General features: G+C 45.0%; 12 protein-coding genes and 2 tRNA genes. 2 read left to right on the top strand and 12 right to left on the bottom strand.

The features are described 5' to 3' along the window. Positions 1-5: 5 nt before the first annotated feature. The 11 genes from BM607_RS03635 to motY form a co-directional block, all read right to left on the bottom strand. A tRNA-Lys gene (locus BM607_RS03635) sits at positions 6-81 on the bottom strand. Between the two features lie 188 nt (positions 82-269). Next, a tRNA-Lys gene (locus tag BM607_RS03625) sits at positions 270-345 on the bottom strand. Between the two features lie 142 nt (positions 346-487). Continuing rightward, entirely contained in the window at positions 488-1,237 is a 750-nt protein-coding gene (ybgF, locus tag BM607_RS03620; RefSeq protein ID WP_006087448.1) for a tol-pal system protein YbgF, read from the bottom strand. A 24-nt stretch (positions 1,238-1,261) separates the two neighbouring features. After that, positions 1,262-1,795 (bottom strand): peptidoglycan-associated lipoprotein Pal, encoded by a 534-nt coding sequence (pal, locus tag BM607_RS03615; protein WP_071938868.1) that lies wholly within the window; start codon positions 1,793-1,795, stop codon positions 1,262-1,264. 46 nt (positions 1,796-1,841) lie between these two features. Beyond that, entirely contained in the window at positions 1,842-3,170 is a 1,329-nt protein-coding gene (gene tolB, locus BM607_RS03610; RefSeq protein ID WP_006087449.1) for a Tol-Pal system beta propeller repeat protein TolB, read from the bottom strand. A gap of 13 nt (positions 3,171-3,183) precedes the next feature. Further along, positions 3,184-4,206, bottom strand: coding sequence for a cell envelope integrity protein TolA (gene tolA, locus BM607_RS03605; protein ID WP_071938869.1), 1,023 nt, complete (start codon positions 4,204-4,206; stop codon positions 3,184-3,186). Beyond that, positions 4,207-4,641, bottom strand: coding sequence for a protein TolR (gene tolR / locus BM607_RS03600; protein WP_006081253.1), 435 nt, complete (start codon positions 4,639-4,641; stop codon positions 4,207-4,209). Beyond that, the gene (gene tolQ, locus BM607_RS03595; protein WP_006081252.1) at positions 4,641-5,327 is read right to left on the bottom strand and encodes a protein TolQ; all 687 of its coding nucleotides are present in this window, start codon (positions 5,325-5,327) and stop codon (positions 4,641-4,643) included. Before tolQ ends, tolR begins: the two co-directional genes overlap by 1 nt. Beyond that, positions 5,317-5,718 carry a tol-pal system-associated acyl-CoA thioesterase gene (gene ybgC / locus BM607_RS03590; RefSeq protein WP_006081251.1) on the bottom strand — a complete coding sequence of 134 codons (402 nt, stop codon included), beginning with the start codon at positions 5,716-5,718 and terminating at the stop codon, positions 5,317-5,319. Before ybgC ends, tolQ begins: the two co-directional genes overlap by 11 nt. Positions 5,719-5,889: 171 nt before the next feature. Continuing rightward, positions 5,890-8,073 (bottom strand): prolyl oligopeptidase family serine peptidase, encoded by a 2,184-nt coding sequence (locus BM607_RS03585; protein ID WP_071938870.1) that lies wholly within the window; start codon positions 8,071-8,073, stop codon positions 5,890-5,892. Positions 8,074-8,874: 801 nt separating this feature from the next. Then, positions 8,875-9,744 carry a flagellar protein MotY gene (motY, locus tag BM607_RS03580; protein ID WP_006081249.1) on the bottom strand — a complete coding sequence of 290 codons (870 nt, stop codon included), beginning with the start codon at positions 9,742-9,744 and terminating at the stop codon, positions 8,875-8,877. 141 nt (positions 9,745-9,885) lie between these two features. Here motY and rnt point away from each other — a divergent pair, with 141 nt between their 5' ends. Beyond that, the gene (gene rnt / locus BM607_RS03575) at positions 9,886-10,557 is read left to right on the top strand and encodes a ribonuclease T (protein WP_006081248.1); all 672 of its coding nucleotides are present in this window, start codon (positions 9,886-9,888) and stop codon (positions 10,555-10,557) included. Positions 10,558-10,657: 100 nt separating this feature from the next. Here rnt and BM607_RS03570 read toward each other — a convergent pair whose 3' ends face one another. Beyond that, positions 10,658-11,263: a peroxiredoxin C gene (locus tag BM607_RS03570; protein WP_006081247.1), complete on the bottom strand. Its 606-nt coding sequence runs from the start codon at positions 11,261-11,263 to the stop codon at positions 10,658-10,660. A 388-nt stretch (positions 11,264-11,651) separates the two neighbouring features. Here BM607_RS03570 and BM607_RS03565 point away from each other — a divergent pair. Next, the coding region (locus BM607_RS03565) for a Na+/H+ antiporter NhaC family protein (protein WP_249269543.1) at positions 11,652-12,793 on the top strand (1,142 nt) is incomplete at its 3' end.

Raw genomic sequence — 12,793 nt, 5'->3', positions numbered from 1 at the left:
AAAAGTGGTGGGTCGTGAAGGATTCGAACCTTCGACCAATTGGTTAAAAGCCAACTGCTCTACCGACTGAGCTAACGACCCATCTAGGTGTTGCGCTGAATTATGCACTTTCAGTAAAGTGGTGTTTCGTGAAGGATTAGAACCATTCGACTGATTGGTTAAAAGCCAACTGCCCTAGCCTTATAAAAAAGCGACTGAGCTAACGACCCATCTAGGTATTGCGATAAAACTATTCACTTATTTTAAGCATTCACAATGCCAATAATAAGTGGTGGGTCGTGAAGGATTCGAACCTTCGACCAATTGGTTAAAAGCCAACTGCTCTACCGACTGAGCTAACGACCCATTTACTGGTATTTTACGCCCCGAACGACCTCGCCGCTCTGAGGGCGCCTATAATACCTTTTTCATCTTCTCATGCAAGCGCAAATTCCCAATTTTTTGTCGTTTGCATGAAAAACAGACTAAGAGTATGTTTTTTAGTTAATTACGCTTTAATTGCAGCCAGTTGCTGCTGTGCAATGCGCGCTGCTGCGCTGTTTGCGTAATCTTTGACGACTTGTTGGTAGTATTGCGTCGCCCCAGCCTTGTCACCGGTTTTCTCGGCGATCATGCCAAGCTTCACTAAACTGTCACCCCGTTTATTGGAATCACTAAAACGGTCAACCACAGTTTTGAAGGCTTGTTTGGCTTCTGCAAATTCGCTCTTATTAAATAATAGCTGCCCTAACCAATAGTTAGCATTCGCGGCATACACAGAATCTGGGTATTGTTTGATAAAAGCACGGAAGGCAGGAATAGCGTCGTCATACTTACGCTCTTTCAAGACTAAGTTAACGGCACTCTCATAGCTTGCAGTTTCACTTAAACTACTTGAAGCCGCATTCGTCGAGGCTATAGAAGGTGTGGATGTCGCGGCTGCGGCTGCAGGAGCGGCAGATGCCTTTGAGGATAAATTAGCAAGTTCATCATATAACTGACGCTGACGCTGTTGCATCTGCTCAATCTGATAATTCTGTTGTTCGGTTAAACCACGTAAATCGAGTACTTCCCGCTGCAGTGTATCAAGACGGCGCTGCATATCGAGCTCGCTTTGTTGTCTTGATTTTACAATACGTTCTATGCGAGCAAGTCTGTCATCACCCGAACCACCAGCAATATCTTCCACAGGAGCAGGTGCTGCAACTGCAGCACCTGCTCCAAGGAACATTGCCGTAATTAAGACGGCACGTTTCATTGTGTTACTCTCCGAGATTCAATCTTAGTAAACTAAAACTGCACGACGGTTTTTGCCAAAACCTTCATCAGTGCGAGAAAAATCAAGTGGTTTTTCTTCGCCATAGCTGACTACGCTCATTTGGCTTGGCTGTACGCCCATACCTTGTAGGTATTTAGCAACGGCTTTAGCACGACGTTCGCCCAGAGCGATGTTGTACTCAGGCGTGCCACGCTCATCAGCATGACCTTCAATCAGTACGCGCACGCTTGGGTGCTCAACTAAGTAAGTGCCATGGGCTTCTAATATTGCGGCGAAATCAGTTTGAACTTCACTGCGGTCAAAGTCGAAGTAAATGATGTGTTGCTTTCTCAAGTCTTCTAACTGCTGACGTTGTTGCTCTTCAGCAGACAACATTGCGCCTACACCACCAGTTTGAATGCCACCATTCAGTTCACTACCTGAACCGTTTGTTGAGCCCATTGCATCAGTTTCTGATTCTGAAGTTGAGCTACATGCACTAAGAGCCATAATTGGAAGTGCTACCAACATAGCTTTTAACAACTTATTCAGATCCATTACGTGTTCCTTATAAAATTAAATGTGATTAAATCAAGGTATAACATTAGAGAAACGGTGACCAAGAAGGTGATTTCACCTCACCTTGACCTGCCGGTAATCTTGCTTTAAAACGTCCATCCGTAGAAACAGCTGCTAATACTTGCTTGCCTTGGTATGTGGTGCCATAGATCACCATAGTACCATTAGGGGCCACACTTGGAGATTCATCCAAACGTGTCGATGTCAGCACCTGCATAAAACGCGTACTTAAATCCATACGCGCAATATTAAATTTACCGTTCGTGCGATTAACAAAAATCATACTGCGACCATCAGGGGTAATTGAACCACCGAGGTTCCATTCACCTTCAAAAGTTTCGCGACTCACTTTACCTGAGCTCAACTCTACGCGATAAATCTGTGGTCTACCACCGCGCTCTGATGTAAAAATCAACGACTTTCCATCAGGATACCATGATGGCTCAGTATCGATAGCATAGTGATTGGTAATACGCTTAATGGCTTTGGTCGCAATATCTATGATGTAAATTTCAGGCTGACCGTCTTTAGATAAAGTGATCGCCAAAGATTTTCCATCGGGTGAGAACGCCGGCGCACCGTTAATACCAGGGAAAGAGCTCACTTTAGTGCGCACTTGGGTATAAAGGTCTTGCACGAAGATCTCAGCTTTTTTGTTTTCAAAGCTAACATATGCTAAACGACGACCATCAGGTGACCAAGTCGGTGACATCAACGGCTCTGGCGAGCGCAGTAACATTTGTTCATTGACGCCATCATAATCAGCAACCATCAATTGATATGGGGCTTTTTGAGTATGATTGACCACAACATAGGAGATCCGCGTTAAGAATGCACCGCGAATACCGGTTAACTTTTCGTAGACGATATCGCTGATCCTGTGTCCATATTGGCGAAATTGCGCCGCTGAAATCACAGTTTGACGGCTGTCCATCAAAAATTCTGTTGCACTAACTGGGCCTTTCAACGCTTGGTTTTGGGCTTTGACTAAATCGATTAAATCAAAGCTCACCAAATATTGATCAGTACCATAAGGTTTAACGGTACCTAGCACTAACGCTTCGGCGCCAACACTTGACCAAGAATTAGCTTGAAACTGTGCCACAGTGCCAATATTACGCTGAGGCAGTCCAAGTTCGTCTAAAGGTTTAAACGTACCGCTACGCACTAAGTCCGACATCACTACATCCGCAATCGCTTGCGGTGCGGCGCCAGGACCTTGCCAAACAAAAGGCATCACAGCGATGGGACGCGCAGCGTCAACACCTTCTGTGATCACAATATCCAATGCCGCTTTTGCGGGGGTGGTGCATAGCAGAACTGCCAATGCTAACCATTTTGCCAATATTCTCATGGGACTCCTTTAATTAAAACGTTGGTTCAACGATTAAGTTAATTTCTTTCATCAAGTTATAAACTGCAGGGTCCGGAGACACTGGCAATTTACCCGCCTTCAAAATCGCTGCTTTTGCTGCACGACAAACGTTAGGATCACCGCCTTTAGTTTGACTGCTGATCACAAAACCATCATTTGCTAATCGTACAGAGACAGTACAAGTCTTGCCACGCATAGATTCATCCACTACCAAATTACGTTGGATAGTCGATTTAATCATTGCCTGATACTTACCCACTTCACTCTGCATCTGCTTATTCATGGTTTGCGACAACGCCGCCTGCTCCGCCGCTAATGCATCGGCCATTTCTTGCTCCTGCAGGGCGCGGGCTTTGGCTTCAGCGTCGGCTTTGGCCTTAGCGTCCGCTTTGGCTTTAGCATCTGCTTTGGCCTTAGCTTCGGCTTTCGCTTCTGCATCAGCCTTGGCTTTTTCAGCTTTGGCCTTAGCTTCCGCCTCCTTCAGCTTACGATCGGTCTCGGCTTTTGCTGCAGCGGCTTCTTCCACTTTGCGTTTTTCTGCTGCTTTTTGCGCGGCATCTTCAGCGACTTTACGCTCCTGCTCTTTCAGCTTACGGTCGGCTTCGGCTTTAACTGCCTTTTCCTTTTCCTGCTGCTGTTTCACTTGGGCTAGCTTGGTCGCTTCATTGGCCTTTTGGGTTTCAATTTCTTGCTGCTTACGTTCTTGCTCTAACTGTTTAATCTGAGCTTGTTCACGTTCGCGCGCTTGCTTCGCTTCTTGCGCTTTGCGCTCAAGCTCGGCTTGACGTTCTTGCTCACGGCGCTCGGCATCACGCTTTTCTTGCTTAAGTTTCTCAACTTGATTAGCGACTTTTTGCTGATCAACCATCACAGCTTTAACCGCTGGCGCACTAACTTGTTGCATAGGCTCAGGTTTGTGAGAGAAATCGATCCCCAACGCCAGAATAATTATCACGCCAATATGAATACCCGCTGAAATTGACAGAGGTAATGTTACATCTGACTTATCTGCCACCTATTTCTCCTTGGGTGAATCCGTCATCAAACCGACTGATGGCACGCCAGCACCTTGCAAGGTCACCATCAACTGAATCACTTTATCGTAAGGAATATTTCTATCGGCCTTAACCACCACTGGACGCTCAGGCTCTGTCACCATAAGCGCAGCAACTTCCGTCGCCAGTTCTTCCAAGTCCATCGGTACGTTAGTTGAACCGCCTTTATTCAGATAATAATCACCGTCACCGTCAATCGAAGCCACCACAGGTGGCTTACTGTCAGCAGGTAAAACTTCCGCGGCCCCTTGAGGCAGCTCCACTTTTACCCCTTGGGTGACTATGGGCGCTGTTACCATAAAAATAATTAACAGCACGAGCATCACGTCGATATAGGGCACCACGTTGATTTCGGCAACGGGGCGACGACGTTTGCGCTGATAAGCTGGTTGCATTATGCCCCTTCCTTCTCACTGTATGCCTGGCGATGCAAAATGCTGGAGAACTCTTCCATAAAGTTTGCGTAGGCCATTTCTAATTTATCGACTTGAGTCGAGAAACGGTTGTACGCAATAACCGCAGGGATCGCAGCAAATAGACCCATAGCCGTTGCAATCAAGGCTTCAGCAATACCGGGGGCAACCATAGCTAAGGTCGCGTTTTCCATCGAACCAATGGCGATAAATGAATTCATAATCCCCCATACCGTACCAAATAAACCGATATAAGGGCTAGTCGAACCAATGGTCGCTAATAAGGGTAAGTTAGCTTCTAACTTTTCCATTTCGCGAGAAAGTGTCACACGCATAGCACGTGATGTACCGTCCATCACGGCATCGGGCACTTTGCTATTTAATTTATTCAGGCGTGAATATTCTTTAAAGCCAGTCACAAATAATGACTCTAAACCGCTATTATCAGGACGAGTCGATAATTCTTTATATAAACGGTTTAAATCAACGCCTGACCAAAATTTGTCTTCAAACTTCGCCGATTTACTTTTTGCGGATGTCAGTAAGCTACGGCGTTGTAAAATCACCGTCCAAGACATCACTGACAAGCAAAGTAAGGTGAACATAACAAATTTCACTAATAAACTGGCTTGTAAAAATAACCCAACAATCGACATATCAGCTTGCACTGTCAAACTCCTGCACAATATTTAAGGGAATAGCTCGGGGACGCATTCGTGACAGCGCAACACAAACAACCAGCACTGTGCCTTCACAATAACAGTCTCCCTGTTTATCGACCAAGCGTTGATGAAAGATCAACGAGGCCTTTTTCAACTCTATGACCTTAGTTTCAACAATAAGGTTCTGTTCAAAACGTGCCGCTTTGCGAAAATCTAATTCCGCACGCTTTACCACAAAGGCGGTATCGTCGGCTAAAAGCGCAGTCTGACTCACGCCAAGGGCTTTTAGCCACTCGGTTCTCGCCCGCTCAAAAAAGTTGAGATAGTTCGAATGATAGACAACGCCGCCAGCGTCGGTGTCTTCGTAATAGACTGAAATAGGCCAATGAAACATCATTTGAAAATAAGCAAATTTTGGTTGAAAAATTGACGCTTACTATACCTAGGGAAACAAGACTTGTGAATGACCCGACGAAGATATAGATAGGAATAGCGCGGGTTTCAGATGAATAGGGGCAATTGTAAAAGACAATGGGGTCAAAGGACCCCATTTTATTAACATAGTTAGTTATTTTGCGATAGTTTGTGGCAGTGTTAAGCCAAAACTCTGCCACAAGAAACTGTAGATATCGGCAAATTCATCAATCTTCATCGCCGTTGGTTTACCGGCTCCGTGACCCGCATTGGACTCGATACGCATGATCACAGGTTCAGTGCCCTGCTGCTTATCCTGCAACATGGCTGCGAACTTGAAACTGTGTAACGGCACGACGCGATCATCATGATCGGCAGTCATCACCATAGTCGCTGGATAAGCTTGCGCTTTCACATTGTGATAAGGCGAATAAGCCAATAGCGCTGGGAATTGATCTGCTTTATCTGCACTGCCATATTCACTCGTCCAAGCCCAACCGATAGTGAACTTATGGAAGCGCAGCATATCCAGAACGCCCACAGCAGGTAATACCGCAGCAAAGAGTTCAGGGCGTTGAGTTACCGCAGCGCCCATCAACAGACCACCGTTACTGCGGCCATAGGCACCTAACTTAGTGCTATTAGTGTATTTTTCACTCACTAGATATTCCGCGGCGGCAAAATAGTCATCAAACACATTTTGCTTTTTATCGAACATCCCCGCTTGATGCCAGCTTTCGCCGTATTCAGCGCCGCCACGTAAACTCGGCACAGCGTAAATACCGCCCATATCTAACCAAGCAATGTTGGCAGGACTAAAGCGTGGTGTCATCGAAATGGCAAAACCACCATAGGCATACAGTAATGTTGGGTTTTGACCGTTCTTCACTAAGCCTTTTTTGTAGGACAGCATCATAGGCACACGCGTGCCGTCTTTGCTGCTATAAAACACTTGCTCAGAAACATAGTCATCGGGATTAAACGATACTTTAGGTTTGGCAATTACGCTTGATTCAGCGGTTTTAAAGTCAAATTTATAGGTGGTCTCAGGTTGAATATAACTATTAAACACATAATAGAAATAGTCTTTGCTTGCTTTGCCAAAAGGCCCAGCCACATTGCCTTGACCAGGTAATGCTACGTCTTGGCGCTTCTGCCCACCCATGCTGTAAATCGATAATTGACCTAATACATCGTGTAAATAACTCACCACTAAATGGTCATTAATTATGGCGACGTTATTTATCGGATCTGTAGACTCTGGAATAATGGTTTGCCATTGGGATTTATCGCTATTGCGGGTATCAATAGCAATCACTTTACCGTTAGGCGCATCTAAGTCGGTTTTAAAATAAAACACTGAACCATCATTACCGAGAAACTCATATTCAGCTTCTAAGTTGAGGATCAATTCCACCACTTGTGATTTAGGCTCAAATAAGGATTTATAGAAGAAACGATTACGCTTATCCGTACCTTGAGAAATCGACAGTAATAGGTATTCGCCTTTCTCGGATACCTCTATGCCAAAGCCCCAATCTTTATTCTGTGGGCGCTCGTAAATCAATAAATCTTGGCGCTGATCTGTACCTAATTTATGGTAATACACTTTTTGATTGAAATTGACGTCGGCTAAGACATCTCCACCCGCTGGGGCATCATAGCGAGCATAAAACACACCTTGGTTTTCTTTATCCCACACTGCGCTAGAAAATTTAATCCATTTCAATTCATCGGCAAGTTTCTTACCGGTTGCGATATCAACAAACTGCCATTGCTGCCAATCTGAGCCCGAATTTGACACACCATAGGCTAAAATTTTACCGTCATTACTCACTGCAACACCTGATAGCGCCACAGTGCCATCCGCTGACAGTTTGTTTGGATCGAGAACTGGCTTTTCAACGCCATCTAACCCTTTGACATACAAAACAGATTGCGCCTGCAGGCCATCATTACGGTAGTAAAATTGATTGTCGCCATTCTCAAATGGGGCGGAGACTTTTTCGTAATTCCACAGCTCAGTGATGCGATCGACCACTGCTTGTTTATTGGGGATCTTGGCTAAATAGGCTTGACCGAAGGCTTGTTGTTCTTTTACCCAAGCTTCCGTTTCTGGCGTATTGGCCTCTAAATGGCGGTAAGGATCCGCCACGGTAACACCGTGAATGGTTTCGACGAGATCATCTTTTTGAGTCACTGGATAAACCAATTTATTTGCGCTTGCCTGCTCAGTCGAATTTTGTTCAGGTGCATTGCCACTTTGGCAGGCACCAAGTGCCATTCCCAATGTGGCCACTAACAAACCTTGCTTTGCAAGGCGAAATCTTAATGCCATCTTGTTATCGTCCTTCTTGTGGTTTCGGGCTTAAGGCCTTTTCAGCAAGTACTATACAAGCAAAAAAAATCATGGCAATGCCGTAACTTAATAAGAAGATTTTTAGGTTGTATCGCAGATTTAACAAAATGGCAGCAAGGATAAGCTTATTGAAGTGTATTATTATGCACTAATAGTGATTTATAAGTTATTAATCAAGGTAAATAGTGACTTAAGTGATATAGATCACCTTTGCAATCATTAGAATTACTAATGTTTATGGGCAATTTTTCTCGTTTGTTTTACCGCCGAGTTCACCATAGAATGTGCTTGTTTTCAGGAGATACCTGCTTGCAGATATCGAAAACAAAGAACTTTTAAACTGGTGTGTTCCCAACACTTCAGTTTCTTCCCTGGTTCTTATGCTTGACTTCCTTCCTTCAATTTGTTGATTGCAAATGCATTATTTTTGCGGCCCGCTTAGTTTAAGCGGGCTTTTTTTTATCCATTTCAAACACCACCCTACTTACGACGATATCAGGCTTTATGCCGCTATCACTATTCATGCCCTAGCCTCACTTTAGTTTTATTTGCAGCTTAACGATTACCTGCTCGCGAACATCACAAATAAGAAAAACTCATAATCCCATTTAAAGCTCGCTGATACTGCAAAGGTTGAGGTTGAGGTTGAGCGAAATACTGCCAAGCTATCCAAAAATAACCACCTCCGCATCTATAAATGACAATGCCAAGTCAGTGACTTGGCATTGAATACAGCTTAACCATATTGATTTAGCACAGGTTAAACACTGCACAAATACACTACAAAGGCTTACTGATCCGTATCACAACGCGGCGGTTACGTGCCCTTTCGTCCATATCATCGTTCGAAGCCACATGACGGCGCTCACCATGCCCCACAGTAACGATACGATCTTGCGGAATACCGCTGGCAACAAAGAAATCTTTTACCGACTCCGCCCGTTTATCCGAGACTTTCTGGTTAACTGAACGGCCACCGTAACTGTCGGTATACGCATCCACCAGCACTAGCTCCACCAAAGGATCATAGGCTAAGTATTCTTGAACCCGTGACAGTTGCTGCTGGGAAAAACGAGTTAAATCGGTTCCGCCTTCATCATAATTCAACACAGTAAATGCGATATCTTCAAAGCTATAGGGCAACAGGTGCGCTAGACAAGCTTTGAACTCGCTGTATTTACGGCCAAAGTTAACCGATGACAAACCCACAGCAATCTTATTTGACTCGTTATACCAATCGGCATAATAAAACGTCGGTTCCATCCCGCGACTCAACTCAGCCAACATAGACCAAGCGGCACGTTTAGGCACCTCACCATTAAAGTACTTTTGATAATGCAGTGATGTGATCTCTTTTGAGACCACTCCAGGCCGCCACTGCGGCGCGCGACTAATTAACTTAGCTTGCGTGACTTGGTCCGGTTTTACCCACATGTCTAAAGTAAAATTCATATTCTGCTGCTTACCCGCTTCGCTGGTAAAAATTGCTTTACCGTAAGAAGGGATATCATGCTCGAGGCGACAAACGATGGGAGAATTCTCACTCACTCGCCATTGGGAATCACTTAAAGAGGCGACATAATGGCGCAACTCTGCCATTGCAGTTGCTGGAACGCATAAAATTGATACTAATATCAGTTTTCGCCACATAGCCTTTACTCATGTTTAATCGGTTACATGGCTTTATCGGCAAACTATTTAGTTCCTTTAGCTCATAAAACCATCAATCAAGCATGACACACCCCAACACATTTAGCATAATAGCGCCCTGTGAATTTTCTAGAGTACTTTATGAGTGACATTTGCGACGCGAACAAATTGAAATACCGATTTCGAGGCTACTTTCCCGTAGTCATTGATGTCGAAACTGCGGGCTTCAACTCTCAAACCGATGCGTTGCTAGAAATTGCCGTCACCCTACTGAAAATGGACAATGAAGGCGTGATAGGAATCGACAAAACCCTACACTTCCACATTGAGCCCTTTGAAGGCGCAAATTTAGAACCCGAAGCGTTAGCATTCAACGGTATTGATCCCACTAATCCGTTACGCGGAGCTGTGAGCGAGAAAGAAGCCTTTTTGGAAATCTTTAAAGCGGTCAAAAAAGCCCAAAAAGCCTCTGACTGCCATCGCAGTATCATAGTGGCGCATAATGCCGCCTTTGATCATGGTTTTGTAAGTAAGGCGATTGAACGTTGCGACTTAAAACGCTCGCCGTTTCATCCTTTTGCTACTTTCGATACTGCTACACTCGCCGGACTTGCCATTGGTCATACCGTACTTGCCAAAGCATGCATCATGGCGGGCATTCCCTTCGATAATAAAGAAGCCCATTCTGCGCTATATGATACCGAACGTACCGCAGAGCTTTTTTGTCACATAGTGAATCGTTGGAAATCATTAGGCGGCTGGCCGTTACTGGCCGTGGATGAGCAGGATGCACAAAGCGGTACTGAGGCATAAATTTAGCGGTTCACACTAGATCTTAAGCCATTTAAAAACAAAAAAGCTGCCATTGGCAGCTTTTTTCATTTAACAGGCGACTGTGATTAGCAAATACTAATTACAATGAGCTTGCGTTTTCAGACAGGTAAGCAGCAACACCTTCAGTGCTTGCATTCATACCTTTATCGCCTTTTTCCCAGCCAGCAGGACATACATCGCCGTGCTCTTCGTGGAATTGCAGTGCGTCGATCATACGTAGCATTTCATCAACGTTACGGCCTAATGGCAGATCGTTAACAACTTGGTGACGAACCATGCCTTCTTTGTCGATCAGGAATGAACCACGGAAAGCCACACCCGCTTCTGGATGCTCAACATCGTATGCTTTACAGATTTCATGTTTAACGTCAGCCACTAGCGTGTACTTAACTTGGCCAATACCGCCTTTTTCAACTGGGGTGTTGCGCCATGCGTTGTGAGTGAACTGAGAATCGATAGACACACCGATCACTTCTACGCCACGCTTAGTGAACTCTTCCATGCGGTGATCAAATGCGATCAACTCTGATGGACAAACGAAAGTGAAGTCAAGTGGATAGAAGAATACGACTGCTGGTTTGCCTTTGATGGCTGCAGTTAAGTTGAAGCTATCAACGATTTCGCCAGAACCTAATACAGCTGCAGCAGTAAAATCAGGAGCCTGACGGCCTACTAATACGCTCATTTTATATCTCCATCTATGAGTTGAACTAAGTGTAAGGCAAGATGCCCTCAAATCAGTATGCTCTCATCAACCTAGGTCGAGTTAAATCCTTACTGATTAAAAGGTGTTCTTACCAATCAAATCTTTAGGCATTATAAGTCGTGTGCTGTGCCTTACAACCTATTTAAGACCAATATCACATTTTTCAAGGGCATTTCCGTTTTGCCTGACTAAGGATAGAGCAATCTGCGTATCCTGTGTGCGCAGCAATCCACATTCGGCTAACAGACAAAACCCAGCATGATCACATTTTCAGATATTTTTCAGATAAGCCCTCGGCAAACTGGACATCGACGGCCTTTGCAGTCAAAAATAGCGTCTTTGGCTTAAAGAATTAAGAAAATTGACTATGAATGCAGTCGTTATTGCAGTGTGCTTAATGTTGGCACTCAGTTTAGCTAGGGTGAATGTAGTTATCGCCCTCACCGTGAGCGCCCTTGTGGCGGGACTTGTGGGCGGAATGGATCTGCACCAAACCATAGATGCCTTTAATACGGGCTTAGGTGGCGGCGCGCAAATTGCGCTCAGTTATGCATTATTAGGTGCCTTTGCTGTCGCACTATCGCACTCTGGCTTAACCACGCTGATCTCAAGAAGCATCATCAGTAGTCTTGGGCAAGATCCTAATCCCACCAACACTAACTGGGTTCGCTGGTTACTGCTGTTATCGCTACTTGTCATGTCGATGGCCTCGCAGAATATTTTACCTATTCATATCGCCTTCATTCCGATTTTAGTGCCACCACTGTTACATGTGATGACCAAGCTGAATATCGACCGTCGTTTAGTTGCTTGTGTTTTGACCTTCGGTCTGGTCACAACCTATATGATTTTACCGATTGGATTTGGTGGCATTTTCTTAAATGACATTCTGCTTTCCAACTTAACCAGTAATGGCTTAGCGGCTGTACGTGAGCAAATTCCACCAGCCATGTTAATTCCAGCGGCGGGCATGATAGTCGGGTTACTGACAGCTGTGTTTATCAGTTACCGTAAACCTAGGATCTACGATGAGGCCAAAGTATTGGTTGCAGAGCCAGAAGAAACCCTCAATAAACGCAATATTATCATTGCCGCAGTGGCGATATTAGCCACCTTAGTGGTGCAACTTGAAACCGATTCGATGATTTTCGGCGCCTTAGTCGGCTTCATGATTTTCAGTTTCTCGGGCGCCTTAAAGCATGTCGCCGACCAAGATATTTTCAATCAAGGCGTGCGCATGATGGCCAACATCGGCTTTATCATGATTTCTGCCGCAGGTTTTGCCGCAGTAGTGAAAGAAACCGGTGAAGTGGGCACGCTTGTGGCTTCGCTTAGCGACATCATTGGTGATAATAAAGCCCTCGCCGCCTTCTTGATGCTGCTAGTAGGTCTACTGATCACGATGGGGATCGGCTCGTCTTTCTCCACCATTCCGATTATCGCGACCATTTATGTGCCATTGGCGTTAAGTTTTGGTTTTTCAGTGGCGGCGACAATCGCTTTAGTCGG

The organism is Shewanella sp. SACH (assembly GCF_001887095.2).
GTDB lineage: Bacteria > Pseudomonadota > Gammaproteobacteria > Enterobacterales > Shewanellaceae > Shewanella > Shewanella baltica.
This window is presented reverse-complemented; position numbering and strand designations above follow the sequence as displayed.